Origin of the sequence: Microbacterium sp. ET2, from assembly GCF_030347395.1 — a bacterium.
Lineage (GTDB): Bacteria > Actinomycetota > Actinomycetes > Actinomycetales > Microbacteriaceae > Microbacterium > Microbacterium albipurpureum.
The window spans coordinates 214,868-237,185 of sequence record NZ_CP128170.1 but is presented as its reverse complement, the minus strand read 5'-3'; the positions used below and the strand labels follow the sequence as shown (position 1 = coordinate 237,185).

Genomic DNA, 22,318 nt, shown 5'->3' with positions numbered 1-22,318 from the left:
TCACCCGGTGTCCGACACCCACTCGATGCGGACAAGTTCGGGGTTGAAGCTTGTGCCGGATCCGGCCGGCATGATCGTCACCCGCATCAGCGCGGACACGATCGCTCTTCGCCGTTCCGGATCCAACGTCGCCCACACCTCGCGAGCTCGCTCCCCAACAGCCTCGGTAGGGAGCGCTGGAGGGAGTGCAGCGGCGAGCTCTCTCTCGAGCTGTTTCCGGTCAGCGCGTCCGCGCGCAGTGATCCGCTCCAGCTGTGCCGCGTCGATCGCACCGTCAGCGAACAGGTCCGCGGCCGATGCGAGACGGGCGTTGACAGCGGCGATCGCGTCGCGTGCTTCCCTCGCCGCGTCAGCGTCGCCGGTGGTAAACAGTTCGGCGGCGTCGTCCCGCTCGAGCCTGCGAAGCAGCACCTCGGTCACGAATTCATCGACGGGTTCCTGCAGGCGCCGCACCTTGTGACAGGTGTCGCACGCGTACGCCGCTTTCACCGGCTTCGACTTCTGTCCCAGCTTCGGCGTCCACGGGGGCAGTCGCTTCATCTTCCCGCCGAGAGTGTCTCCGCAGAGGCCACACATCGCGATACCTGAGAGCAGGTGCTTGGGCGGGTGCCCAACGTTTGCTGTCTTGCGTGTCGGGTCGGTGAGGAACGCGACGAGGCGGTCGTGGGTGTCACGGTCGAGGATCGCGGGGTGCAGGCTGGGGTCGAAGTCTCCGACGACCTTCCCGCGGTGTGTGCGCAGGCCTGTGAGGCTCGGGCGTTGGATGAGCTGTCGGAGGGTGACCGGCTGCCACGGCGCGCCGGCGGGCGAGGGGATCGCACGCAGCTTGTAGTCGGCGACGATCGAGCGGAGGGATTCACCGTTCAACACCCGTCGTGCCGCCTCGGTAATGACCGCGGCTTCGTCCTTATTGATCACGTCGTGACCGTCAACACGCCGGTACCCATAGCCCGGCCGGGCTGTGGGCAGACCTTTCGCCGCTCGCTGATCTGCGGCGGAACGCTGCCGGTCTGCCTTGTGCTCGACCTCCTGGGCGGAGGCGGCCGCGAGCATCCTCGCTACCATCCGACCGCTCGGTGTATTCAGGTCGATCTCTGACGCCGTCACAGTGAGGAATCGGAGGCGGCGCCCTTCGGCGAGAGCGATGATCGGCTCAAGGTCACGGGGGAGCCGGTAGAGGCGGTCGGTGTGCCACACGACGATGGTGTCGATGCGCCCGGCGCGGATCATCTCGAGGACCCGCTCGAACCCGGGGCGACGCTTCCCGGTGGTGGCGCTGAGGTCGTTGTCGACCAGCGTGTCAATGACCTCGACGCCCTTGGTATCGGCAAGCGCAGCACATTCATCGCGCTGACGGTCAACGCCAGCTGCGCGGCCGGTGGGGTCGTCGCTTATGCGGCAGTAGATCACCGCCCTCGGGGGTTGCGTCGAGGTCATGAGGAGAATCTATAGCACATGCTCGTGCCCCTGGTCTTCCTGATCCTGCCGCTGAGCGTGCTCTTCGCCGTGTTCCCCGGCATCTTCCTGCTGCGGTTGGGGATCGGATGACCGTAACCGCCTCAGCACCCGCCACGACTGGGCCGGGCGGCCCCGACGAAAGGAGAACGGCATGCGCGAGCTCGTGAGCCGAAACTGGATCCGCGCGCGGAGCGCGTTCGGCGAGGTGGTCGCCGATGACCGAGGCGACGTGCCCGGCTGGGTGCTCATCACTTTGATGACCGCAGGGCTGCAAGCGGTAACTTGAATAGTGTTTACGTGCGCGGGGGAAGTTCGCTTCCGTCCGCGCGGACAATGCGAGTCCCGACACCAAGGCGTTTTGCGAGTTTGGCGATCTGGGTGGTGCGGCGCGGCTTGATCCGCGCGAGTTCGTCGGCGTTGATCGCGAGCAACAGCATGCACGCGGCGATGCCGAGCGTGGACGCGCGCGTGCTAAATCGGGGCGCGTCGTCGAACGCGATTCCAATAGGGCTGTCGTCCATGCTGACGGTGTAGAGGTCCGCCACGCCCATCCCGGCGTGAGACTCTGCCGACAGCACCCTGTAGAGCACATACAGCCGCTTCCCTTCGATCAGCGATTCGCACCGATGCTTGACCTGATACGCCTTCGATGCGTCTTCGAGATGGGCTAGCGCTTCGAGCGCCTGGTCGTAGCCGGGATTCACCTCCTCGCCCAGCTCGGCAAGCTCGACCAACGCCTTTCGGCGCGAGTCGGCGCCGTCACGGATCAACGTTTGCCCCGACCCGGGCGTGAGAAGGAGCCACGCCGCCGTGACCCCGCACTCCAGGAGGAACCTTACGAGCGGGACCATCTCGGCGCCGAACCTCCCTTCGTCGAGGGCCAGGATCGCGCGCCCCAACCTCACTGCGTGGTGCGCGTGAGTGTGGATCGATGTCGCTTGAGCGAGATCTACCTCGGCTCGAAAGCGCCGCTCATCGTCCGCCGACTTCTCCCACAGGTCGCAGAGGTCGGAGAGAACGCGCCGCACGAACTGCGGGTCGAGGTTGTCGGCCGGATCGGTGACGTAGCGGCGACTCATGAGGCCCCGCTCACGCGTCGCCGTTGCCGGCGGGACGGTGACGTGGCGAGGTCTCGTACATCTCGTCCACGATGGCCTGCACGGCCACGGCGGCCTCGTTCCGCCACTTGACCCACTGGGGGCTCTCGTCGTTGTCGAACATCGCGGCGATCTCCTCAGGCGTCCGCCCGTCCATCACGTGGTCGTACTGTCGTGGAACCCATCGCTTGCCGACGACGACGGCGAGCGCGAGAGCCTCAGCGCCGAGCCGTTTGCTCTCGGCCGGGTCGGCACTACCGCCCATGTTGCGATTCGCACTCAACCTGACCGCGTACTCGAGCTCGACGGCGAGGCGCGCCTGCGCGCGGTCCTTCTCCGCGATCCGCAGCTGTGTCTTCCGGTCAACGGTGGCAATCACGAGCGCGATCACGGACGCGGCGACGGCGACGAGCACCGCGGCGAGCTGAATCACATCACTGATGGTCATTCGCCCACGGTAGCGGGGAGGGGAGTTCGCGCTATCGTCTGCCCATGGGAATGGCGCGATCAATCGAGCAGCTGCGGAAGATGACCGACGCGGACCTGATCGCCGCCCACGACCGCGAGGCGCAGAACACCATGGTCGGCACCAGCTACTACGTCGACGAGTTAGACCGCCGCTCGCGGGAAAGGGCCACCGACGCAGCGAACCGGCTTGCGAACCGCTCATTCTGGCTCGCGGTATCGAGCACGATCCTCTCAGCGGTCGCCACCGTCGCGGCCGTGCTCGCGCTCATCATCCGGTAGTTGGGTCTGCGGCGCGGCGCGCCCGCCACGTCGCGACCCGGCACCGCTCCGAGCACCACTTCTTCGGGTTCCTCTGCCGCGGATGATGCGAAAGAGCAGCGCCGCAACCGACGCACTTCGTGTACAGAACGCGAGGCCACACGGTCAGGTCTCCAATCAGATGTACGGGTCGGAATCCCCAGACCCGTAGGAACTGTTGATCACAGCTCCTCCCCGCGGTCGTGAGGGGCGGGGGGAGGGGTGGGGGCAGGGGGTGAGGATGCGACCGTGTCGGCCCGTGAAGCGCTGACCTCCGGTGCTCTCACCCCCCTTTGGTTCAGGCTGCTTCGCGAGACAGCTTCAGCTCGGTGGCGACGGCGACGACGGCGAGTGCGAATAAGAGTGTTGCGCTCGCTTCGCTGCCCTGGCCGCCGTTGTCCTGTGCCTGCTGGATGCGCTGGATCGCTTCGTCGAGGTGCGGATTCATCTTGGTTCTCCTTCGTGCCCCGTGGTGGAGGTGTCAAGGCGCTGAGCGTGGGGCTGGCCGCTCAGACCGGTCGAGGGTCAGGCCGGGATCGGCAGGGCGGCGCGTGCGGCCCTGTCGCGTTCGTTGGCTTCCCAGGTGCGTCGAGCCTGCTGATCGTGTGTGAGTGGCTGCACGGCGCTTCTGGGCGTGATCTCGTCCGGGGTGAGGAGGCGGGGCCGTCCGGCGGTGATCGCGGCCGCCATGGCGCGGACGCTTCCGCGGCCGGCGAGCGTGTCGTCGAACGCGTCGTAGTCCTCGATGAGGAAGTCGATGCCGCTGGCGGGCTGGTCCCCGGTCGCGGGATGCTGCAGCACACGCGCGGTCACGAGGTCGTTGAGGAGACCCGCGAGAGTGTTCCAGGTGGCGATGTCGCGTTCGAGCTGCATCCACGTGTCCGCGTGAGCGAGGCGGGCGGCATCATCGAGATTGAGGACACCGCCCGGGAGGGCGTGCTCAGCTTCGGTGATCCGTGCGGCGAGCGCGTCGAACCTGGGGCGGATCGCGGCGAGGATGTTGGCGTGACGGAATCGGCGGATCGCGTCGCCCTTGGCGAAGTCCGCCGCCTGTTCGAGTATCTCGGTGACCCGCTGCCGGTGCTCGTCGCTCTGGCTGTACGCGAAGTGATCCGCGACGGTCAGGACCGCGGTGGTGTCGTCGAGGTTGTCGGCGGTACCGAGCTGGCGGGCGATGGTCGTGATGTCACGGTGCGTGCTGATGTGCTCGGACCGGATCTTCTCGAGGCGGTCGACCCGTTGGTTCGCGTCGGCTACGGCGGGGAACGCCGTGGTGATGTCGATACCGAGCTGCTCGAGGGTGTCGAGCCATTCGGCGAGGTCGAGGTGCTTGTCTTCGTTCTGCAGGTACATGGGGTTCTCCTATCGGTTGAGGGCGGTGTTCACGATGTCGTCGACGTCGCTGGTCTTCCCGAGGGCGCGGTCGACGATCTCGGCCGGGCTGAGGTCACGCTGGGTGCTGTAGCCGAGCGCGACGAGCTGGTCGGCGTGAGCCTGTAGCTCGTCTCGGGTGGTGCCGCGGAGCGCTGAGGCCGGGATGCCGGTTTGCTCGGCGATCTCGGTGCGGGGGTCGGTCATGGTCGGTGTTCCTTTCATCGGTGGTTGTCGGTGGAGGCGGGTGAGGTGTCGTCGGTGGCGTGAGCGTCGATCGAGTCGGCGAGAGCGTCGATGCGGTCGAGGAGTCGGCGCAGTGATCTCGGTGTCGATGCCTGGGCGGTGATGAGCGCCTCGAGGGTGTTGGCGATCTGGTCGAGCTCGTCGCGCGCGCGGAGCAGGACTTGCCGGCGCCGTTTCGCGCGGCGTTCCCATCGGCGGGCGCGGCGCCGTTCGACGAGCACCTCGTCGTCGTCGTAGATGTCGACGTGGCGAGCGCGCGCTGTGTGTCGGGTCATAGCTGGTCCTCCTTCGCCGTTCGGCGTTTCGGGGTCGGGTAGACGCGTCCCGCCCAGACGCCGGCGGGAGGTCTGGCGGCGTTGCCGTAGTCGCGGCAGAGGCCACGGACCGGGCACGGGCGGCAGACAGTCGCACCGAGGTGCTGTAGCTCCTCTGGCGCCAGCTCGTGGCTTTCCAGGAGGAAGCGATCGTCACCCGTGCACGCAGGCGCCTCGATCTCGGCGAGCGCGTCGTGCAAGACGCGGTAGGCGACGTCGGCGCGGCTCATGCTGTCGGTTCCGTCGCTGTGCCGCCGCACTTGCTGCACCTGGCACCGAATGTCACGCCGTGGAGGCAGTAGTCGGGTTCGGTCGAAGGTGTCACCAAGGTGTCGAAGGTCTCATGTTTCAGGAAGTTGATTTCTTCGGCACCTTCGGTGACACCTTGGAAAGATGCGGCCAAGCTGTCGAACTGCTCGGCCTCGGTGGGAGTCAGGTGTCCGTGGTCGATCGCCCACACCCATCCGCCGCCGAACGCGGCCTTGCGGGACACGACTTTTGGGGTCTTGCTGCGAGCCCTCGCGTTCTTGATCTCGTGCTCGGAGAAGCCGGCCTCTCGCGCTGCTTTGATGACGCTTGCCGCTTTCGCCTCTTCGGCGTCACAGGAACGGAGGTAGTCGAGCAGAAACGATGTGGCCGCGTTGTGCGCCTCGCGGTCGTCTCCGGTCGGTGGTGTGCGGTTGATGATGTCTGACACGCTCACCTCGGACTCGCCGACGATCACGACCCTCGCCACCGATGCCATCTCGCCGTCGTCGGTGGCAATTTCGACGGGCTCGAGCTGGAATGCGACCGATCCGGCGCCGTGCTGAGAGTAGTTGCCCTTGTCCTGCGAGACGATGCGGTTGCCGGTGTCCTCGTCGGTAGCGAAGAGGAACACGGCGCGCGCGGCGTCCCGGAAGGCGTGCGAACCAGATACCTTGTCGCTGGCGTTGCCGGTTCCCTTGTTGAAGTGCCGGATCGCGAGGATGACTGCGCCCGTCTGCTCGGCGATCCGAGCGAGACCGTCCAGGGTGCGGCGGGTGTCGGCTTCCTTGTTCAGGTCTCCGCGCATCGTCGACGAGATCGGGTCGACAATCACCAGCCGTGCACCGACGCTGTTGATGGCAGCGCGGACGAGAGGAAGGTCGTCAGGAAGGTTCGGCGTGACTTCTAGCGATACCTCGTCGATCGTCGACTCGATGCCGAGCTTGAACACGAGGTCGAGATCGGCGTCGGCTGCTTTCAGGCGCGGGATGATGACGCTCTCCCATCGGTCCTCGCCTGACCAAATCAGCACGGGTGCGGGTGACCGCTGGAAAGAGCCGGGGAGGGCACCGCGCGTGACCTCCGACGCAAGGTGAAACGCGAAGGTCGTCTTGCCCTCCCCGCCGCGCCCGGCGAAGATCGCAACCGTGTTCGTCGGGATCCTGTCAGCCCAGAACCATTTCTGCGCTTCGGTGCGGATGCCACTGGCCGGCGCGACAAGGTGTCGACGCTGCTCGGCGGGTCGAGGTTCAGTGAGCGACGGCTTGGTGATCGCGGGGAGCGGCACCGCCGCGAAGTCCGCGATGCCTTTGCCGGCGGCAACGTGGTCTGCAGCGTCCTTACCGACCGCGGGCTCGTAGACGAGCACTGTCGCGTGACCGTCGAGAAGCTGACGTAGGTGTTCGGCGTGCTTGCTGCCCGGCTCGTCCCGATCCTGGATGATCCGTACCGTCTTGCCGTACAGCGGCGTCAAGTCTGCCTTGTGCGCCTTGCCGGCCCCCATCGCGGTGCAGGTCGCGACGACCCCGAGGGATTCGAGAGCGTGCACGTCCTTCTCTCCTTCGACGACGCAGATGTCGGTCGCGTCAACGAGGCGGTCTGCGCGGTACAGCGCGGTCCCCTTTGTGTTCCCCGATTGCCGGAATCGCTTGTCCGGGGAGCGGTGAACCTGCCGCCCGTCCGGGTAGTCGTAGCGAGTCCCGCGGGGGGAGTCGAACAGGTCGGCGTGGGTCACGCCTAGCGCGGCGAGCACGTCTTCGGTGGGGTCGGAGTGGGAGTGCACGAGCACTTGCCCATCGATCTGCCGGATGCTGACACTGAGGTCGGCGCCCGAATGCCCCGGCGCTTGCGCCGACGAGGTGTTCGGACCCGTCGTCCTCACCGATAGCCCGTGATCGCGGAACTTGTCGAGTAGTCGGTCGTAGGCGGTGGTCATCGGCTGGCCTCGCTCTCGTCGAGGTGGCGCGCGTCGACCGGCACGAGCTTGACGAGCACGATCTCAGCGTGATCACCGCGAGCGCGGGCTCGTTGGACGGTGCGGGTTGCGGCGGGGAGCGAGAAGTACAGGTGTCGGCGCACAGCCTTGCCCCGGACGAGCACCGCATAGGAGTCGCGGAAGAAAACGGCGGAGTCCCGAGCGGCGGTAGAATTTGTCGTAGACCCGGCACCCACCTGAGTCTCGAGCCCGCCGTCCTCGCGGCGGGTTTCGTTTGCGCTCAAGTCGCATCACCACCAGCGGCGATGCGCTCGTCGATACTGCGAGGCCGGCGCAACACTTTCGGCGTCGGCCCCGCAGTGCGCAGGAGGCTCGCCAAGCGGTCGCGCTGTTCCTCGCTGAGCGGCGGCGCGCTCGCGACGACCTTCTCGATGTACTGCTCGATCAGCGAAGCGGCGAGATCGCGGCCGGCTTCAATGGCCTGGGGGGAGTCGGCGCCGTGCAGGTAGGTCGCGCGCGCTTTGCGACCCTTGGCGGATTGGACGGGGGAAACAGAAAGGGACACTCGGAACCTCCGCAGAAAGCGGTTGTTCTGAGCGCCCCCTCAGAGAGTTCAGCTTCCCCCGACGCATCGGGTTCGCAGGCTTAGTCAGATCATAGAACACATGTTGCGGGTTGCGCGGTAGACCTGTTCGGCGCGTCGCGAGCGTTCAAATCTTGACCGTGACTGTTCGCGAGTCGCTCTCGGCGCGCTCGATCGCGGACTCGATCTTCGAGGTGTTGCGCGGGACAATGTCCCGAAGTCCTGGTTCGCATGAAGCGCACCGGTAGAGCGACCACCGGAACAGGTCGCTCCAGTACCGCCGGCCGGTCGCGGCGTTGTGCAGCAGGATGCGGCCCTCATATTTCTCGATCGTGGCGATACGCTCGCCGCAGTCGCCGCACCGCACGACAACCAGATTCCTGATGAATTCGCCGGAAGCGGGACGCGGATCGTAGGCGCCTTTGTCTCGCGCGCCCAGTTGCTCCCTCGTCGCCAGAGGATCTTTCACGCCGAACGTGTCGCCGCGCGGGTCGCGCCACACACCCGCAGCGCGCGCATCTTCCTCCGTGATGTCGACCCACACATCACCGTCGAGGCGGGCGTAGCTGACGCCGGTCCCGGGGCTCACCACTCGTCGGTACTCGGTCATCGCCTCACCTCTTCACAATTCGTCACATCGAGAGTCCGCGAGGCCGGATTCGAACCGGCACCCATCCGCTTAGAAGGCGGCTACTCATCCATTGAGCTTCTCGCGGGGAGGGGGTGCAGGTGTGTCATCTGACACAGGTGGTGAATCGCACCGGGTGGAAAGACTTTCCACCTGTCCAGATTGGACAGCTGCACCCAGGATCACGCCGTCAACGCCACCTCCGTCTTCGGTGCGACCATGTCGGCGAACTCCAGCGCTTTGCGTTCGAGGTCGTCGATGATCGCGCGGAGCTCGCTCACCTCACGTCGGATCTCGGCGTGCAAATTCGCGGTGTCGGCCTCGATCTCCCAGGACTCCATGTGAACGCTGAGGACCCGCTCATCCTCACCGGGGTTCTCCCACCGTCCGACGCTGACGGACACCTCATTCTTCGGTGCTTGGGCGTAGAAGGTCATGCTGTGGTGGTTGTCGGCTTCGTGCTCGGCTTCGATCGTGCACCAGACAGGGCAGGCGCTCATGACTGCGCCCCCGTCGAGAGCAGCCCATCGATGACCGCGGGGATCGAATCGAGGGGGATGTCGACGCCACCCTCGCCGGGTCGAGCGATACGCACGCAAGTGAGGCTCTGGAACTTGCCGGTGATAACGTCCAGCGTCCCGGTCATCTGCTTCTGCAGCTGCGCTCCATCGAGCGTCACCTCGACCCCGTCCTGCTGGACGGTCAGTTCGCAGTAGCTCACCGCCGCGATCGCCGACTCAACCACCCAGCCAGCAGCCGGTAGCGGCGGCAGTTCAGGGATATCCGCCGTGATGGTCTTCGCCAACAGATCGTCGACCGTCCAGGGCTCCTCCAGCGCGTCGACACGGCGGGCGAAGTCAGGGTCAGCAAGCAGCCGTTCCTTCTCCACCTCGATGACCGCGATCGCCGCTGCAGCCCATTCGTCGATCGTCGCGACGGTACTCTGGTTGGTGATCATTTCTTCCTCCATGGTTGTGTGATCGTCGCCCTCGTCGCGTGTGCCGCGCGGCGGGGGCATCTTCTGTCAGGTGGCTAGTTTCACCACCTCAGGGGGAGACAGGTGTCTCCTCCTCAAGCGCTGTCCTGAATCGGAATCTCCGAATGACGACAGCGCAAGTCTCTACGGCCCCTCCGACACCCACTCGATCTCAACCGAGGTCGGGTCGAACGGCACGCGGCCGGGTCTCGTCTTCTGCACCCGCACCTTGAGCAGGCTCTGGATCACCAGACGCTTCGTCGGGAGCGTCAGCTGCGCCCACCTGTCGGGGACCGACGCGGCAAGCGCGAGGTCGGTCACAGGCGATTGGGAGCGGGCGGCGTCCAGGCGGCGCGTGAGCGCGTCAATCTTCGTCGTGAGCGCCTGCGCCTGATCCTTGACCGCCTCACGGCTCAGAAGGCCCTCAGCGAGCATCGCAGCGAGATCGTCTCGGCGGGAACGGAGCGTCACCAGCTCGTCCTCGAGCGGCGCCAGATCCGGGGCCTGCCGGATGCGGCTGACGATCTCCGGGTCCTGCAGGCGAGCGATCACGACGCCCTCGACGACAGCCTCGACGTCGGACGCGCGGCGGGTCGTGCACCAGTTCGTCGTGCACGAGTACTTCATCACGCCACGGTCAGGGCGGGCGAGCATCCTCGACCCGCACACACCGCAGAAGATGATGCCGCTGAGCAGGTGCTTCGTCTGCGTCGACCAGTCCCCGGCGCGTTTACGCCGGCCACGCATCCGCAGGTAGGCATCCCACGTGTCTCGGTCGATGATCGGTTTCCAGTCCCCGGCGCCGACGTGCTCGCCCTTGTAGTGCAGTTCGCCGACGTAGGCGGGGTTTCGGAGCATCGCGCGGACACGGGCCATGCTCCACGGACCCGAGAACGTCGGCACGCCGCGGTCGTTCCAGTCCTGCGCGATCGAATAGTAGGAGTCGCCGTCGAGATAGCGCTTGTAGCCTTCGCGGACGATCTCCGCTTCCTTCTCGACGATCACGACCTTCTTCTCGACCCTCTTGTAACCGTATGGGCGCCGACTGAACTGATAGACACCCTTCTCGGCGCGCTCGACGTTCCCTGAGACCTGCCTCTTAGCCTTCTGCTCGCCCTCATACTGTGACCACGCGGCGACAGTGCGGGCGACGGCGCGGCCGGCGGGTGTCGACAGATCGAGCGTCCCCGCCGTCACTGTGTACACCGGGACGTCAAGGGCGATTACCTTCTCCAAGTCGCTTGTGAGGCGCAACAAACGGTCCTGATGCCACGCGATGATCGCCTTCGGGCGCGCCGCGAGCATGGCCTCGAACTGGGGCCGCACCTTCCCCGACGTGGCAGAAACATCGTTGTCTGTGTAGACGTGCTCCACAGTGAGTTCAAGCTTCGCGGCGAGAGCGCGACACTCGCGCAGCTGTCGCTCGACCTTGACCTTTTCCCCGGTCCGGTCCTGCGAGATCCTGCAGTAGATCACCGTCATGCGCATCACACTACACACGTACGGGCCGGGCTGGTCGTGGTGATCTGGGCCCTCGCCGGTCCGGCGCTCGCGGGACTCTTCGAGCAGGCCATCGAGCGCGTTTCGGGCTTCTGACGTGCCCCCGGCGGCGGGCGGCATCCGTCGTCTCCTCCGGTCGGTGCACCTGGATGCCGCCGACGAACGTGGCTCCGCACCCGTGGAGTTCGTCCTGGTCGGCGTGATGCTGACCGCCCTCACGCTCGGGGTGCTTCAGCTCGGACTCGGCATCTACGTCCGCAACGTCGTCCACGACGCGGCAGTCGAGGGCGCCTACCACGCGGCTCTCGCCGACACGTCCCTCCTCGACGGGGCCGACCGCACGTCGCAGATCGTCTCGCGCACCGTCGGCGCGGCCTACGCCGAGCAGGTCGTCGTCGCCGAGACGGCGTCCTTCGGCTACCCGGCCGTGGAGGTCACGGTGCGAGCGCCCCTTCCCGTGATCGGTCTGGTCGGGCTTCCCGGACTGATGGAGGTGAGCGCCCATGCACCCGTGGAGTCCTTCGATTGAGCGGGCCGACACCGACGACACCACCGTCGACCTCGATGACCGCGGCTTGGCCGCTCTGGAGTTCATCGTCGTGGGTCTGCTCCTCCTTGTTCCGCTCGTCTACGTCATCGTGACCCTCGCCATGATCCAGGGCCAGGCCCTCGGAGTGGAAGCCGGGGCCCGCCACGTTGCGCGTGCCGTGGCGGGCGCGAGCGATGCCTCCGACGCCGACCGACGCGCCGAGCGGGTTCTCGCCTCGGTCGCGGGGGAGTACGGCATCGATCCCGATCGCCTCGATCTCTCGCTCGAGTGCGCCCCGGCGGGTTCCGCCTGCCCCCGAGCGGGGGCGACCCTCCTCGTGGGCGTGCGCAGCACGGTCGCACTCCCGCTGGTACCGCCGGTGTTCGGTCTGGACCGGATCGCCGTCATCCCGGTCGAGGCGATGGCGGCGCAGCGGGTCTCACGATTCTGGGAGGGCGGATGACGCGTCGCGACCGAGGAACCGTCGATACGGCGGACGACTCCGGCAGCGTCCTGCTCCTCACGCTGGGCTACGCGATCCTTGCGCTCGTGGTCGTCCTCGTCTGCGTCGACGCAACGAGCCTCTATCTCGCCCAGAAGCGCGTCGATGCGGCCGCCGACGCCGCGGCCCTCGCCGGCGCGGACGGCTTCGAGCTGGTGGTCGACGGCGGGGAACCGCGGGCGCTCCTGAGCGACGACGACGTCGCGGAACTCGCCACCGCGCTCGTGGAACAGTGGGGCGATGACCTGCGGGTCACCGCGGCGGGGACGCCCGACGGCACGTCCGCCCGCGTGACGGTCGAGGGCACGTGGCGCCCCCCGATCGCGACGCTCTTCGTCCCCGAGGGAGTGGCCCTCGAGGCGACGGCCACCAGCCGCACCGCGCTTCGCTGACGGACGCGGCCGGGGTCAGACGGCGAGTCCGACCGCAAGCGCGAAGACGGCGATCAACGGGGGCACAGCCTGAACGGCGGCGGGTCCCAGCATCCGCCGATTCGACAGGACGAGAACGACGCCCGCGGCGACCATCGACCCGGTTCCCACGAACACCAGGGTCGCGCCCACCGTCGTCACCCCGGCGGCCACGAGCACAATCCCGAGAAGCGTCGAAACGGCGAGGAACAGGTTGTAGAAGCCCTGGTTGAACGCCATCGCCTTCGTCGCCTGCGCCTCCTCGACGCTGCGGACGCCGAAGGTCTTCCGGGTGCGGGCACTGGTCCAGGTCAGCGACTCCAACATGAAGATGTAGACGTGGATGAGCGCAGCGATCGCTGCGAAGACGAGCCCGACGACGACCATGTCCCGAGCGTACGCCCGGCCCGTCCTCCGTCAGGGGCGCGGCACGAACCGCGGCACCCATCGGGCGAAGGCTCCCGCGCCGACGAATCCGACGACACCGATCACTGCCGCTGCGACCGACAGCGATGCCGCCGCCGCGATCGCCGATACGGCGAGGGGCGCAAGGGCACCCCCGGCATCGGTCAGTGTGCGCCAGGAGCCGAGGAAGGGCGCGGGGTCGTCGGGGGGCGCTGCGTCGGCTCCGAGGGTGAGGAGGATGCCGCTGGAGAGTCCGTTCCCGACCCCCAGCACGGCGCCGAACATCGCGAACCACATGTCCGCCGAGGCCAGGTCATGGGTGAACGCCAGCGCCAGGAAGCCCGCGCCCATGAGGATCATCGCGGGAAGCGCAGCCCAGAGCCGACCGAACCGGTCCATCACCTGGCCGCTGGCGTAGAAGAGTGCGAAGTCGATAGCGCCCGACACTCCCACCACGAGCGCGATCGTCTGCGCGTCGAGACCGATGGAGACGCCCCAGAGCGGAAGAACGACCTGCCGGGCCGATCGGACGGCGGAGAGGGATGCTGCGGCGACGCCCAGTCGCGAGAGCACTGCGCGGTGGCGCCACATCGTGCGGAACACGCCCTCGCGGGGCCGGTGTCGACCGAGGACCGGCACCGCACCCGTGGTGACCGGCTCGCCCGTGTCGCTTTCACCATCCCCGGTGTCCCGCCTGCCGGAAGCGGAATGCGCGGCGTCGCTCAGATCCGGCTCGGCGATCAGGGCCTGCTCGGGATCGGGACCCAGGAGGACGAGTGCGATGACCGCCACAAGGCAGACGCCGAAGAACCAGATGCTCGCCGTCGCGTCGCCGAAGAGCGCGAGCAGCCCCGCCGACAGGAAAGGGCCCACGAACATCCCGAGTCGGAAGGTCCCGCCCAGAAGCGACAGCGCCCGCGCGCGGAAGGACAGCGGAACGCGGGTGGTCATGAAGGAGTGACGGGCAAGGCCGAAAGCCGCCGCGCAGAAGCCGATGAGGAAGACCGATGCGGCGAACACTCCGAGTCCGGGTGCGAACACCATGCCCACCACCCCGAGGAGGGACAGCACACCGGCGATCGCCATGGTGAGGCGCTCTCCGCCGCGCGCGACGGCGTAGCCGGCGGGGATGTTGCCGCACAGCTGGCCGACGACGAGGGCGGAGGCCACCAATGCCGCCGTGGCGATGTCGGCGCCCAGCCGCGCAGCGATCACGGGGATGAGCGGCAGGATCGCGCCTTCCCCCATGGCGAAGAGCAGGGTCGGGCCGTAGATCATCGGCGCGAAGCGGCCGAGCACCGCCGCCGCGCGGGGGGAGCGACGCGGAAGATCTGACACGGTGATCCACGTTAGTCTGGACTGTCATGCTCGAATTCGATCCGTCCGACGACATCAAGGCCCTCCGGTCCACGTTCTCCGACATCAAGGCCGTCGTGGACGTCGACGCCCTGAAGTCCCAGATCGCGCGCCTCAGCGAGGAAGCCGGCGCCCCCGACCTCTGGGACGACGTGGACAAGGCGCAGAAGGTCACCAGCGCCCTCAGCCACCGTCAGAGCGAGCTCAAGCGCGTCACCGACATCGAGCAGCGTCTCGACGACCTCGACGTACTGGTCGAGCTCGCCAACGAGATGGAGGACGAGGACTCCGCCGAGGAGGCCCGCCACGAGATCGCCGAGCTCGAAGACGTCATCGGGCAGCTCGAGGTCCAGACGCTCCTCGACGGGGAGTACGACGACCGTTCCGCCGTGGTGACGATCCGGTCGGGTGCGGGGGGCGACGACGCCACCGACTTCGCCGAGATGCTGATGCGCATGTACCTGCGATGGGCGGAGCGCCACAAATACCCCGTCAAGGTCATGGACACCTCCTACGCCGAAGGCGCCGGCATCAAGTCGGCGACCTTCGAGATCGACGCGCCGTACGCCTACGGCACGCTGTCCGTCGAGGCGGGGACCCACCGCCTCGCACGGATCAGCCCCTTCGGCGCTGCTGACAAGCGGCAGACATCCTTCGCCGCCGTCGAGGTGATCCCGGTGATGGAGGAGGCCGTCGAGGTCGACATCCCCGAGGGCGACATCCGTGTCGACGTCTTCCGCTCGTCCGGTCCGGGTGGACAGTCGGTCAACACGACCGACTCGGCGGTGCGCATCACACACCTTCCCACCGGCATCGTCGTGTCGATGCAGAACGAGAAGTCGCAGATCCAGAACCGCGCGGCCGCGATGCGCGTGCTTCAGACGCGCCTGCTGCTGCTCAAGCGCGAGGAGGAGGCGGCGAAGAAGAAGGAGCTCGCGGGAACCATCACCGCCAGCTGGGGCGACCAGATGCGCTCGTACTTCCTCTACGGCCAGCAGCTGGTGAAGGACTTGCGCACCGGCCACGAGGTCGGAAACCCGGCGCCGGTGTTCGACGGTGACATCGACGGCTTCATCGCCGCCGGCATCCGCTGGCGCAAGCGCAAGGATGACGACGACTGACGGATGACGCCGCGCCGGGTGTCGCTCGGCGCCTCTGAGGCGACGCCGCTTAGGCTCGTCACGCCATGATCCGGTTCGAGAACGTCACGAAGCACTATCGCGGCACCTCCCGCCCTGCCCTGAACAAGGTCGAGTTCGAGGTGCTCCGCGGCGAGTTCGTCTTCCTCGTCGGCGCGTCAGGCTCGGGCAAGTCCTCCTGCCTCCGGCTGATCCTGCGCGAAGACGTGCCGAGCGAAGGTCGGGTAGTCGTGCTGGGACGCGATGTGCGCACGCTCTCCAACCGCAAGGTCCCGTATTTCCGTCGCCACATCGGTGCGGTGTTCCAGGATTTCCGGCTGCTGCCGTCCAAGACGGTGTTCCAGAACGTCGCCTTCACCCTCCAGGTGATCGGGTCGTCCCGCGCGTTCATTCAGCAGGCGGTTCCGGAGGTGCTGGCGCTCGTGGGTCTGGCCGGTAAGGAGAAGCGGTTCCCGCACGAGCTCTCCGGCGGCGAGCAGCAGCGTGTGGCGATCGCGCGGGCACTGGCGAACCGGCCCCAGGTCCTCCTCGCCGACGAGCCCACCGGAAACCTCGACCCCGCCACATCCGTGGACATCATGCAGCTGCTCGCCCGCATCAACGCCAACGGCACGACGGTGGTCATGGCCACGCACGAGGCGGGATTCGTCGATCAGATGAAGCGGCGTGTGATCGAGCTGAAGAACGGCGAGATGGTCCGCGACGAGCGCCACGGCGGGTACGGGGACACCTCGGCGATTCCGAGTCTCGCTCCGGAGCCCGAACGGGGCGCCGCGGCCGTGGCCGCACTCACAGCCGTACTCGAACTCCAGCGCGAAGCGGCGGCGATGGCCGGGACGAGCCTGCCGAACGAGTCGGCGGCACCACCGTGGGCGGGCGAAGCCCGCGACTCCGCCCCTGAGCCCGCGACGGTTCCGGCTGGTGCTCAGCCGCAGGAGCACGCGACGTCCCAGGCCCCCGTGCCCCGCGGCATCACGCGGCCGCAGACGCAGCCGGTGCCCGTGCAGGACATCCCCGAGGTCGAGGTCGCCGAGCTCGGCGTCGCCGATCGACTGGGCCTCGGTCGTCGCGACCGGGACGACGAAGTCGGGCCGACCTCGTGAGACTCGGGCTGGTGTTGGCTGAGGCGTTCACGGGTCTTCGCCGCAACGCATCGATGGTCATCTCGGTGGTGCTCGTCACGTTCGTCTCGCTCACTTTCGTCGGCGCAGCGATCCTCATGCAGATGCAGATCGGCAAGATGGAGAACTTCTGGGCCGACCGGGCACAGGTCGCGATCAGCATGTGCACCTCGGTGTCGACCCAGGAAGGCACCTGTGCCGGCGGCGTTGCGACGGACGAACAGATCACCGCGGTCCAGACGCAGCTGGACAGTCCGGCGATCGCCCCGCTGATCGACGCGGTCCGCTTCGAGAACCGCGACGAGGCCTACGCGAACGTCATCGACCTGCTCGGGGAGGACTACGCCAGCGTCATCACCCCAGACCAGCTGAATGAGACCTTCCGGATCAACCTCGTCGACCACCGCCGCTCCGACGTGATCATCGAGGCGTTCCAGGGCATGGAGGGTGTCGAAGTCGTCGAAGATCAGCTGCAGTACCTCGATCCGCTGTTCTCGGCGTTGACCGTCGCGACCTACATCGCGGTGGGCATCGCCGGGCTGATGCTCATCGCCGCGGTCCTTCTCATCGCCACCACGATCCGCCTCTCGGCCTTCGCCCGCCGCCGTGAGCTCGGGATCATGCGCATGGTCGGAGCATCCAACCGCTTCATCCAGACCCCCTTCGTCCTGGAGGGCGTCTTCGCCGCTCTCATCGGCTCGATCCTCGCGAGCGTCACGGTCGTCCTGGGCTTGCATTTCGGCGTCGAGGAGCTGCGCGGCCGCGTGCAATTCGTCACGACGTGGGTCGACGGGGGCGACGTCGCCATCGTGATCCCCGTGATCGTCGCGATCGGCGTGGTGCTCGCCGCGCTCTCGGCGAGCTTCGCCATCCGCAGGTGGCTGCGGACCTGACCGCTTGCTAGACTGGCGGGCTGCCGTGGGCGATCCGAACGACCGGATGCCGCTGAGCGGCGCTGAAGGAGGATGAAGCCATGGCACGCGAACGCGGTGAGAAGGTCATCGCGACGAACCGTCGCGCGCGCCACGACTACCTCATCGACAAGACCTACGAGGCCGGACTCGTTCTCACCGGCACCGAGGTGAAGTCTCTGCGTCAGGGGCGAGCGAACCTCACCGACGGCTACGCCTACATCGACGGCGGGCAGGCGTTCCTCGACGCCGTCCACATTCCCGAGTACTCGCAGGGACACTGGACCAATCACGCCGCCAAGCGGACGCGCAAGCTGCTCCTCCATAAGGACGAGATCGTCAAGCTCTCGCATGCCGTCTCGGCAGGCGGGTACACGCTGGTTCCCCTGCGCCTGTACTTCGCCGACGGTCGCGCCAAGGTCGAGATCGCCGTGGCGAAGGGCAAGCGCGAGTTCGACAAGCGCCAGACCCTTCGCGAGCGTCAGGACCGTCGCGAGGCGGAGCGGGCGATGCGGACCCGGAACCGTCTCGGGGACTGAGAAGCCGCGCGACGGGCAGCAACGATCACCGGGCGACGAAGCGGGCGTCGACGGTGGCGCTCACCACGACATCGGCGGGCTGGAGCCGGATCTCGGCCCCGCCCGCGTCGCCGGCGAACGCCGCGCGCGCCATGAGAGGACGCGCAGACTCACCCCGCGCGCCGCGGTCGTCGGTGAGCATCCCGGCGTCGGCGATCTCGACGGCGGTCACATCCGACAGTCCGAGGGCGCGGGCATAGGCCGTCGCACGCTCAACGGCGACGGTCACGGCCTCGGCGGCCACTGAGCGTTCCAAGGCTGCTCGGGTCAGGGGTGAGAGTCGCCAGTCGACGCCGGTGAACTGGACACCGTCGCGCTCGATGACCCCGCTCGCCCACGCCGACAGTGCCGCGAAGTCGGTGAATGTCGCCGACATGTTCACCGCCGCATGAAAGACGGGCGCCAGGCGCTTGCCCTCGGCGTTCCACGGTCGTTCCGACCACACCGACACACTGTCGCTGGACCACGCCACGACACGTCCAGCCGTCTGCGCGGACGCGAGCTCGTCGCGCATCGGCGCGCTCCACGCGGAGACGTCGGCGACCACGCGCTCGCGGGTCACACCTTCGGCGCGGACCACGAGGGTGGCCACGGCCTCCTCGGGCGCCACCCTCGCCACGTGTTCCCCATGCACCGTCACCACGACCTCACTCATGAGGGCGACTCTACGACCCCGATCGAGAAAAATCTCATGCTGCTGCATCCAAATGGCGGTGGCGCCGAGAAGTACTTCATGAAAGGCGGTGAACCTCACTGCCCCTCACCCCAGGAGGATCTTCATGCGCAAGACCATGGTTGCCGGCCTCACGGTCGGCGTTGTCGCGGCATTGGGCCTTGCCCTTCCCGCGAACGCAAGCACGAGCGGCGAGGCTCAGCTTTCGGTGCTGCACGGCATCCCCGACACCCCTGTGGACGTCTACGTCAACGGCGAACTGACACTCGACGACTTCCAGCCCGGCGACCTCGCCGGTCCGCTGGCACTTCCGGCGGACAGCTACGACATCGCGCTCACGGCGACCGACGCCGCCGACGCGAGCGAGCCGATCCTGTCGACGTCTGTGACGCTCGACGCCGGCGTGAATTACACCGCCACCGCCAACCTGAACGAGGCGGGCGAGCCCGCACTCAACGCGTTCGTCAACGACACCGCTCAGACCGCTGCGGGAGAGGGCCGCCTGACGGTCCGCCACGTCGCCGCGGCGCCTGCCGTCGACGTCCTCGCCGGTGGCTCCCCGGTCGTCGAGGACCTGACGAACCCGAATGAGGCCACCCTCAACCTGCCGGCCGGCACCGTCTCGGCTGCGGTCGCCCTCGCGGGCACCACCGACCCGGTCATCGGCCCGGCAGACGTCAACGTCGCCGAGGGCACGCTGACGATCGTCTACGCGTGGGGTTCGGCTGAGGCCGGCAACCTCGCTCTGGCGGTGCAGACCATCGACGGTCTGCACGGTGGCCCCTCGGGCGGCGTCCCGTCGGGTGCCGGTGGCCAGCTGGCCGCGCAGGACACGCTCGTGCAGGGTGCGTGGCTCGCCGCCGGCCTCCTGGTCGCCTTCGGTGTCGCCGGTGGCACCGTGGTCGCCGTCCGCGCCCGCAGCGGACGCTGATCGGCGAGGATAGAAGGATGGTGAGGGCGAGGCGAGCAGTACCACTTGTGGCACTTCTCGTCCTCGCCCTCACCGGCTGCGGAACCCCGGTCGAATCGGCGCCGCAGCCGGCCACTTCGCTCCCCGCTCCGGAGGTTCCCGCTCCGGCGCCGACCCCCTCTTTAGAGATCCCCGTGGCGCCGGCCACACCCGCACCGGCTGCCGTCGTACCGGCTCCGGTGCGGGTGTCGATCGCCGACGCAGGGATCGACATCCCGGTGGTCCCGGTGGGCGTCGATGCCAACCAGGCGATGGAGCTGCCGGAAGACCCCGCAGTGGCCGGGTGGTACCGATTCGGTCCGGGCCCGCAGTCCCCGAAGGGCCGGACCGTCGTTTCCGCCCACGTCGACATGCCGGGATACGGGATCGGCCCCTTCAGCGGCATCCGGGACCTGGCTCAGGGAACCCCCATCGAGGTGACCGATGACACGGGGAATCTCGTCCGCTACCGACTGGATTCGGTCACGTACTACAAGAAGGCCGACCTTCCTGTCGATGACTTGTTCGCCCGATCCGGTTCCCCCATGCTGGTGCTCATCACCTGCGGTGGCGCGTTCGATGCGTCGATCGGCCGCTACGAGGACAACGTGGTGGCCCTCGCCACCCCCGTACAGGAGTGAGCGCCACCATGAGCATCGAGAATTCGGCGGTCTCGCCGCCGGGCGCGGCCGACGAAGGGGTCGGTGAGCGGTTTCGCGACGGTGATGAGCGAGCCCTGGAGGAGATCTACCGGCGTTGGTCGCCGGTGGTGTTCACGCTGGCGCTGCGTTCGCTGGGTGACCGCAGCGACGCCGAAGACGTCACGCAGAAGACGTTCGTCTCCGCGTGGGGTTCGCGGACGAGCTTCGATCCGGCGAAGGCTCGCGTCTCGACGTGGCTGATCGCCATCGCCCGCCGCCGGATCGCCGACACCCACGAGGCGCGGGCACGGATCGGGGCTCTTCAGCGAGAGCTGGAGAGGTACGCAGAGCCTCCGGGTCGTGACGTCCCCGAAGTCGACATCGGCGATACCATCCTTCTCGCCGACGAGATCAGCCGCTTGGAGCCCGACGCCCAGGAAGTGGTGAAGCTGGCGTTCTACGACGATCTGACGCATCAGCAGATCGCCTCCCGCCTGGAGATGCCACTCGGCACCGTCAAGAGTCATATCCGCCGGAGCCTTACCCGTTTGCGATCCCGATTGGAGGTGAGCCATGCCGCATCTTGAGTCGCATCTCGATCCCGAAGTCCTGACGCTGCTTGCGATCGGGGAATCGGTGGCGACGCCCGCCGAACAGGATCACCTCAGCACGTGCCCTCGCTGTAAGGCGGAGCTGTCCGCTCTGACGCGCACCGTGGTGGCCGGCCGCTCCACCGTGCTGCTCGAAGACCTGGAAGCCCCGCCTGATCGCGTCTGGTCACGTATCTCAGAAGAACTCGGATTCTCCACTCCGGCGATGACCTCCGGTGCGACAGCGGTCTCAGAGATCGGCCCCGCGGTCCAGACCCGTCCGACGAATCCCTCAGACGCGGGAGCGGACAGATCACGGGCCGGCTCCGACGCGGCGCCCGCGCACCGTCGCCGGCGAAGAGGGCTCATCCGCGGGTTGTTCGTGCTGGCCGCCAGCGTGGCGGTCGTGGGCGTCGCCGTGGGGGGATGGGCGCTGACACGGCAGGCGACGGTCGTGGAGCTGGCATCTGCGGAACTCGCAGCATTCCCCGATCACCCGGGTGCCGAGGGATCTGCGGTGGTCGTGGAACGCGGAGACGAGACGGTCATCGAGGTGGCCCTGGATGCCGACGTCGACCCCGACAGCAACCGCGAAGTGTGGCTGATCACCGAAGATGCGTCCGAGATCATCAGTCTCGGCATGCTCGAGGGCCAGACCGGTGAGTTCGTGGTACCCGACACCATCGACCTTCGCGAGTTCGTGCTCGTGGATGTCTCCGACGAGCCGGTCGACGGCGATCCGACCCACTCCGGCGACTCGATCGTGCGCGGAGCGCTGGACTTCGCCTGACGTGGTGGCGGCGCCCCGGGAAGAGGCACCCGGCGCGTCGCCATCCTCGCGGAATGGCGTGGCGTCATCATCCGTTGTATCCTGATGTGCTCGGTCGTACATCGCCCGAGGATGGCAATTCCACAGTGTGACGGCGGCTCCCTCTCGAGGGTTCCATGGGGATGATCGGTTTCGACATCGCCTGTGAATCTGCGGGAAGCGGGCCGAGGATGCAGAGTTATCTCGTTAACGATCTCTGCGAACCAATAAGTGCCGAACCTAAGCGCACTGAGTTCGCCCTCGCTGCCTAAGCGAGCCTGAACTCCGTCAGACCGTAGGTGTTCCCGCTACGGATTCTGGCGTCATCTAGGGGACTTGCTGTGTGACGGCGCCTGGACGTCACGCGGGACTCTTCCCAGGCTGGGCCTGTCGACTTAGGTGTCTGTGACAAAGGTCGGGGCCGAGCAGAACGTCTGCACAGACTGCGCCCGGAGAAGACGCAGTATCCCAGCGATGGACGGGGGTTCGATTCCCCCCATCTCCACCAGTGCCGCTGTCGCACAGAAGGGCCCGAGGTCCGCGCACACACGCGGACCTCGGGCCCTTCGTTCATCACGGGTGCACA

31 protein-coding genes, 1 tRNA gene and 1 other RNA gene are annotated in these 22,318 nt (G+C 67.4%); 14 read left to right on the top strand and 19 right to left on the bottom strand.

Translation table 11 applies throughout. The annotated features are described in order from the left end of the window. Nucleotides 1–1,437 (bottom strand): recombinase family protein, encoded by a 1,437-nt coding sequence (locus QSU92_RS01195; RefSeq protein ID WP_289264356.1) that lies wholly within the window; start codon nt 1,435–1,437, stop codon nt 1–3. A 172-nt stretch (nt 1,438–1,609) separates the two neighbouring features. Between QSU92_RS01195 and QSU92_RS01190 the strand changes: the two genes are divergently transcribed. Further along, nucleotides 1,610–1,744 (top strand): hypothetical protein, encoded by a 135-nt coding sequence (locus tag QSU92_RS01190; protein ID WP_289264354.1) that lies wholly within the window; start codon nt 1,610–1,612, stop codon nt 1,742–1,744. 7 nt (nt 1,745–1,751) lie between these two features. Here QSU92_RS01190 and QSU92_RS01185 read toward each other — a convergent pair whose 3' ends face one another. Both QSU92_RS01185 and QSU92_RS01180 read right to left on the bottom strand, forming a co-directional pair. Next, the gene (locus QSU92_RS01185) at nt 1,752–2,486 is read right to left on the bottom strand and encodes a DUF5677 domain-containing protein (RefSeq protein WP_289264353.1); all 735 of its coding nucleotides are present in this window, start codon (nt 2,484–2,486) and stop codon (nt 1,752–1,754) included. A 61-nt stretch (nt 2,487–2,547) separates the two neighbouring features. Further along, nucleotides 2,548–3,003, bottom strand: coding sequence for a hypothetical protein (locus tag QSU92_RS01180; protein WP_289264352.1), 456 nt, complete (start codon nt 3,001–3,003; stop codon nt 2,548–2,550). A gap of 80 nt (nt 3,004–3,083) precedes the next feature. Between QSU92_RS01180 and QSU92_RS01175 the strand changes: the two genes are divergently transcribed. Then, a complete protein-coding gene (locus tag QSU92_RS01175; RefSeq protein ID WP_289264351.1) occupies nt 3,084–3,302 on the top strand; it encodes a hypothetical protein in 219 nt (72 codons plus the stop codon). A 316-nt stretch (nt 3,303–3,618) separates the two neighbouring features. On the opposite strand, the gene QSU92_RS01170 is transcribed toward QSU92_RS01175, so the two are convergent. The 13 genes from QSU92_RS01170 to QSU92_RS01110 all read right to left on the bottom strand — a co-directional run bounded on the left by QSU92_RS01170 (nt 3,619) and on the right by QSU92_RS01110 (nt 11,102). Next, on the bottom strand, nt 3,619–3,768 hold the full coding sequence (locus QSU92_RS01170) for a hypothetical protein (RefSeq protein WP_289264350.1): 150 nt from the start codon (nt 3,766–3,768) through the stop codon (nt 3,619–3,621). A 77-nt stretch (nt 3,769–3,845) separates the two neighbouring features. Continuing rightward, nucleotides 3,846–4,673, bottom strand: coding sequence for a hypothetical protein (locus QSU92_RS01165; RefSeq protein WP_289264348.1), 828 nt, complete (start codon nt 4,671–4,673; stop codon nt 3,846–3,848). Nucleotides 4,674–4,682: 9 nt separating this feature from the next. Continuing rightward, nucleotides 4,683–4,898, bottom strand: a complete 216-nt coding sequence (locus QSU92_RS01160; RefSeq protein WP_289264346.1) for a hypothetical protein — start codon at nt 4,896–4,898, stop codon at nt 4,683–4,685. A gap of 14 nt (nt 4,899–4,912) precedes the next feature. Continuing rightward, nucleotides 4,913–5,212, bottom strand: a complete 300-nt coding sequence (locus QSU92_RS01155; RefSeq protein WP_289264343.1) for a hypothetical protein — start codon at nt 5,210–5,212, stop codon at nt 4,913–4,915. Beyond that, nucleotides 5,209–5,481: a WhiB family transcriptional regulator gene (locus QSU92_RS01150; RefSeq protein ID WP_289264341.1), complete on the bottom strand. Its 273-nt coding sequence runs from the start codon at nt 5,479–5,481 to the stop codon at nt 5,209–5,211. The genes QSU92_RS01155 and QSU92_RS01150 overlap by 4 nt, the downstream gene beginning before the upstream one ends. Continuing rightward, the gene (locus tag QSU92_RS01145; protein WP_289264339.1) at nt 5,478–7,433 is read right to left on the bottom strand and encodes an AAA family ATPase; all 1,956 of its coding nucleotides are present in this window, start codon (nt 7,431–7,433) and stop codon (nt 5,478–5,480) included. Before QSU92_RS01145 ends, QSU92_RS01150 begins: the two co-directional genes overlap by 4 nt. After that, nucleotides 7,430–7,597, bottom strand: coding sequence for a hypothetical protein (locus QSU92_RS01140; protein WP_289264337.1), 168 nt, complete (start codon nt 7,595–7,597; stop codon nt 7,430–7,432). The genes QSU92_RS01145 and QSU92_RS01140 overlap by 4 nt, the downstream gene beginning before the upstream one ends. Nucleotides 7,598–7,713: 116 nt before the next feature. Further along, a complete protein-coding gene (locus QSU92_RS01135) occupies nt 7,714–7,998 on the bottom strand; it encodes a hypothetical protein (protein ID WP_289264334.1) in 285 nt (94 codons plus the stop codon). A gap of 145 nt (nt 7,999–8,143) precedes the next feature. Further along, nucleotides 8,144–8,626, bottom strand: coding sequence for a hypothetical protein (locus QSU92_RS01130; protein ID WP_289264332.1), 483 nt, complete (start codon nt 8,624–8,626; stop codon nt 8,144–8,146). A gap of 34 nt (nt 8,627–8,660) precedes the next feature. After that, nucleotides 8,661–8,732: transfer RNA gene (locus tag QSU92_RS01125), tRNA-Arg, on the bottom strand. A 94-nt stretch (nt 8,733–8,826) separates the two neighbouring features. Then, on the bottom strand, nt 8,827–9,144 hold the full coding sequence (locus tag QSU92_RS01120; RefSeq protein WP_289264329.1) for a DUF6907 domain-containing protein: 318 nt from the start codon (nt 9,142–9,144) through the stop codon (nt 8,827–8,829). Continuing rightward, on the bottom strand, nt 9,141–9,602 hold the full coding sequence (locus QSU92_RS01115) for a hypothetical protein (protein WP_289264327.1): 462 nt from the start codon (nt 9,600–9,602) through the stop codon (nt 9,141–9,143). Before QSU92_RS01115 ends, QSU92_RS01120 begins: the two co-directional genes overlap by 4 nt. Nucleotides 9,603–9,764: 162 nt before the next feature. Beyond that, nucleotides 9,765–11,102 (bottom strand): recombinase family protein, encoded by a 1,338-nt coding sequence (locus QSU92_RS01110; RefSeq protein ID WP_289264325.1) that lies wholly within the window; start codon nt 11,100–11,102, stop codon nt 9,765–9,767. Between the two features lie 115 nt (nt 11,103–11,217). Between QSU92_RS01110 and QSU92_RS01105 the strand changes: the two genes are divergently transcribed. The 3 genes from QSU92_RS01105 to QSU92_RS01095 are packed head-to-tail and all read left to right on the top strand — an operon-like array spanning nt 11,218 to nt 12,543. Beyond that, nucleotides 11,218–11,649, top strand: a complete 432-nt coding sequence (locus QSU92_RS01105) for a TadE/TadG family type IV pilus assembly protein (RefSeq protein WP_333783434.1) — start codon at nt 11,218–11,220, stop codon at nt 11,647–11,649. Then, complete coding sequence (locus tag QSU92_RS01100) at nt 11,624–12,112, top strand: TadE family protein (protein WP_289264324.1); 489 nt, start codon at nt 11,624–11,626, stop codon at nt 12,110–12,112. Before QSU92_RS01105 ends, QSU92_RS01100 begins: the two co-directional genes overlap by 26 nt. Then, nucleotides 12,109–12,543 (top strand): pilus assembly protein TadG-related protein, encoded by a 435-nt coding sequence (locus QSU92_RS01095; RefSeq protein WP_289264322.1) that lies wholly within the window; start codon nt 12,109–12,111, stop codon nt 12,541–12,543. The genes QSU92_RS01100 and QSU92_RS01095 overlap by 4 nt, the downstream gene beginning before the upstream one ends. Before the next feature lie 15 nt (nt 12,544–12,558). Here QSU92_RS01095 and QSU92_RS01090 read toward each other — a convergent pair whose 3' ends face one another. After that, a complete protein-coding gene (locus tag QSU92_RS01090; protein ID WP_289264320.1) occupies nt 12,559–12,948 on the bottom strand; it encodes a DUF1304 domain-containing protein in 390 nt (129 codons plus the stop codon). A 30-nt stretch (nt 12,949–12,978) separates the two neighbouring features. Further along, the gene (locus tag QSU92_RS01085) at nt 12,979–14,244 is read right to left on the bottom strand and encodes an MFS transporter (protein WP_289265774.1); all 1,266 of its coding nucleotides are present in this window, start codon (nt 14,242–14,244) and stop codon (nt 12,979–12,981) included. Between the two features lie 86 nt (nt 14,245–14,330). On the opposite strand from QSU92_RS01085, the gene prfB reads away from it, so the two are divergent. From prfB to smpB, 4 genes are all read left to right on the top strand, one after another. Then, nucleotides 14,331–15,443, top strand: a complete 1,113-nt coding sequence (gene prfB, locus QSU92_RS01080) for a peptide chain release factor 2 (RefSeq protein WP_289264318.1) — start codon at nt 14,331–14,333, stop codon at nt 15,441–15,443. Nucleotides 15,444–15,508: 65 nt separating this feature from the next. Beyond that, on the top strand, nt 15,509–16,564 hold the full coding sequence (gene ftsE / locus QSU92_RS01075) for a cell division ATP-binding protein FtsE (protein WP_289264316.1): 1,056 nt from the start codon (nt 15,509–15,511) through the stop codon (nt 16,562–16,564). Continuing rightward, the gene (gene ftsX / locus QSU92_RS01070; RefSeq protein ID WP_289264314.1) at nt 16,561–17,475 is read left to right on the top strand and encodes a permease-like cell division protein FtsX; all 915 of its coding nucleotides are present in this window, start codon (nt 16,561–16,563) and stop codon (nt 17,473–17,475) included. Before ftsE ends, ftsX begins: the two co-directional genes overlap by 4 nt. Nucleotides 17,476–17,555: 80 nt before the next feature. Continuing rightward, a complete protein-coding gene (smpB, locus tag QSU92_RS01065) occupies nt 17,556–18,032 on the top strand; it encodes an SsrA-binding protein SmpB (protein ID WP_289264312.1) in 477 nt (158 codons plus the stop codon). Nucleotides 18,033–18,057: 25 nt separating this feature from the next. On the opposite strand, the gene QSU92_RS01060 is transcribed toward smpB, so the two are convergent. After that, the gene (locus tag QSU92_RS01060; RefSeq protein ID WP_289264310.1) at nt 18,058–18,726 is read right to left on the bottom strand and encodes an SIMPL domain-containing protein; all 669 of its coding nucleotides are present in this window, start codon (nt 18,724–18,726) and stop codon (nt 18,058–18,060) included. 124 nt (nt 18,727–18,850) lie between these two features. On the opposite strand from QSU92_RS01060, the gene QSU92_RS01055 reads away from it, so the two are divergent. From QSU92_RS01055 to ssrA, 5 genes are all read left to right on the top strand, one after another. Beyond that, nucleotides 18,851–19,675: a DUF4397 domain-containing protein gene (locus QSU92_RS01055; protein WP_289264308.1), complete on the top strand. Its 825-nt coding sequence runs from the start codon at nt 18,851–18,853 to the stop codon at nt 19,673–19,675. 47 nt (nt 19,676–19,722) lie between these two features. Then, complete coding sequence (locus QSU92_RS01050) at nt 19,723–20,334, top strand: class F sortase (RefSeq protein ID WP_289264306.1); 612 nt, start codon at nt 19,723–19,725, stop codon at nt 20,332–20,334. An 8-nt stretch (nt 20,335–20,342) separates the two neighbouring features. Beyond that, complete coding sequence (locus tag QSU92_RS01045; protein WP_289264304.1) at nt 20,343–20,921, top strand: RNA polymerase sigma factor; 579 nt, start codon at nt 20,343–20,345, stop codon at nt 20,919–20,921. Further along, complete coding sequence (locus QSU92_RS01040) at nt 20,908–21,714, top strand: anti-sigma factor (RefSeq protein WP_289264302.1); 807 nt, start codon at nt 20,908–20,910, stop codon at nt 21,712–21,714. The genes QSU92_RS01045 and QSU92_RS01040 overlap by 14 nt, the downstream gene beginning before the upstream one ends. A gap of 157 nt (nt 21,715–21,871) precedes the next feature. Continuing rightward, nucleotides 21,872–22,240: a transfer-messenger RNA gene (gene ssrA / locus QSU92_RS01035) on the top strand. The last annotated feature ends 78 nt before the right edge of the window (nt 22,241–22,318 follow it).

Excerpts from the sequence above, each read along its gene's own strand:
- QSU92_RS01175 (WP_289264351.1), top strand. The coding sequence starts at position 3,084 with ATGACCGACGCGGACCTGATCGCCGCCCACGACCGCGAGGCGCAGAAC.
- QSU92_RS01060 (WP_289264310.1), bottom strand. The coding sequence starts at position 18,726 with ATGAGTGAGGTCGTGGTGACGGTGCATGGGGAACACGTGGCGAGGGTG.
- prfB (WP_289264318.1), top strand. The coding sequence starts at position 14,331 with ATGCTCGAATTCGATCCGTCCGACGACATCAAGGCCCTCCGGTCCACG.
- QSU92_RS01150 (WP_289264341.1), bottom strand. The coding sequence starts at position 5,481 with ATGAGCCGCGCCGACGTCGCCTACCGCGTCTTGCACGACGCGCTCGCC.
- QSU92_RS01090 (WP_289264320.1), bottom strand. The coding sequence starts at position 12,948 with ATGGTCGTCGTCGGGCTCGTCTTCGCAGCGATCGCTGCGCTCATCCAC.
- QSU92_RS01160 (WP_289264346.1), bottom strand. The coding sequence starts at position 4,898 with ATGACCGACCCCCGCACCGAGATCGCCGAGCAAACCGGCATCCCGGCC.
- smpB (WP_289264312.1), top strand. The coding sequence starts at position 17,556 with ATGGCACGCGAACGCGGTGAGAAGGTCATCGCGACGAACCGTCGCGCG.
- QSU92_RS01195 (WP_289264356.1), bottom strand. The coding sequence starts at position 1,437 with ATGACCTCGACGCAACCCCCGAGGGCGGTGATCTACTGCCGCATAAGC.
- QSU92_RS01045 (WP_289264304.1), top strand. The coding sequence starts at position 20,343 with ATGAGCATCGAGAATTCGGCGGTCTCGCCGCCGGGCGCGGCCGACGAA.
- QSU92_RS01110 (WP_289264325.1), bottom strand. The coding sequence starts at position 11,102 with ATGACGGTGATCTACTGCAGGATCTCGCAGGACCGGACCGGGGAAAAG.
- QSU92_RS01040 (WP_289264302.1), top strand. The coding sequence starts at position 20,908 with ATGCCGCATCTTGAGTCGCATCTCGATCCCGAAGTCCTGACGCTGCTT.
- QSU92_RS01180 (WP_289264352.1), bottom strand. The coding sequence starts at position 3,003 with ATGACCATCAGTGATGTGATTCAGCTCGCCGCGGTGCTCGTCGCCGTC.
- ftsE (WP_289264316.1), top strand. The coding sequence starts at position 15,509 with ATGATCCGGTTCGAGAACGTCACGAAGCACTATCGCGGCACCTCCCGC.
- QSU92_RS01115 (WP_289264327.1), bottom strand. The coding sequence starts at position 9,602 with ATGATCACCAACCAGAGTACCGTCGCGACGATCGACGAATGGGCTGCA.
- QSU92_RS01100 (WP_289264324.1), top strand. The coding sequence starts at position 11,624 with ATGCACCCGTGGAGTCCTTCGATTGAGCGGGCCGACACCGACGACACC.
- QSU92_RS01085 (WP_289265774.1), bottom strand. The coding sequence starts at position 14,244 with ATGATCTACGGCCCGACCCTGCTCTTCGCCATGGGGGAAGGCGCGATC.
- QSU92_RS01165 (WP_289264348.1), bottom strand. The coding sequence starts at position 4,673 with ATGTACCTGCAGAACGAAGACAAGCACCTCGACCTCGCCGAATGGCTC.
- QSU92_RS01120 (WP_289264329.1), bottom strand. The coding sequence starts at position 9,144 with ATGAGCGCCTGCCCTGTCTGGTGCACGATCGAAGCCGAGCACGAAGCC.
- QSU92_RS01095 (WP_289264322.1), top strand. The coding sequence starts at position 12,109 with ATGACGCGTCGCGACCGAGGAACCGTCGATACGGCGGACGACTCCGGC.
- QSU92_RS01055 (WP_289264308.1), top strand. The coding sequence starts at position 18,851 with ATGCGCAAGACCATGGTTGCCGGCCTCACGGTCGGCGTTGTCGCGGCA.
- QSU92_RS01130 (WP_289264332.1), bottom strand. The coding sequence starts at position 8,626 with ATGACCGAGTACCGACGAGTGGTGAGCCCCGGGACCGGCGTCAGCTAC.
- QSU92_RS01155 (WP_289264343.1), bottom strand. The coding sequence starts at position 5,212 with ATGACCCGACACACAGCGCGCGCTCGCCACGTCGACATCTACGACGAC.
- QSU92_RS01170 (WP_289264350.1), bottom strand. The coding sequence starts at position 3,768 with ATGAATCCGCACCTCGACGAAGCGATCCAGCGCATCCAGCAGGCACAG.
- QSU92_RS01190 (WP_289264354.1), top strand. The coding sequence starts at position 1,610 with ATGCGCGAGCTCGTGAGCCGAAACTGGATCCGCGCGCGGAGCGCGTTC.
- QSU92_RS01145 (WP_289264339.1), bottom strand. The coding sequence starts at position 7,433 with ATGACCACCGCCTACGACCGACTACTCGACAAGTTCCGCGATCACGGG.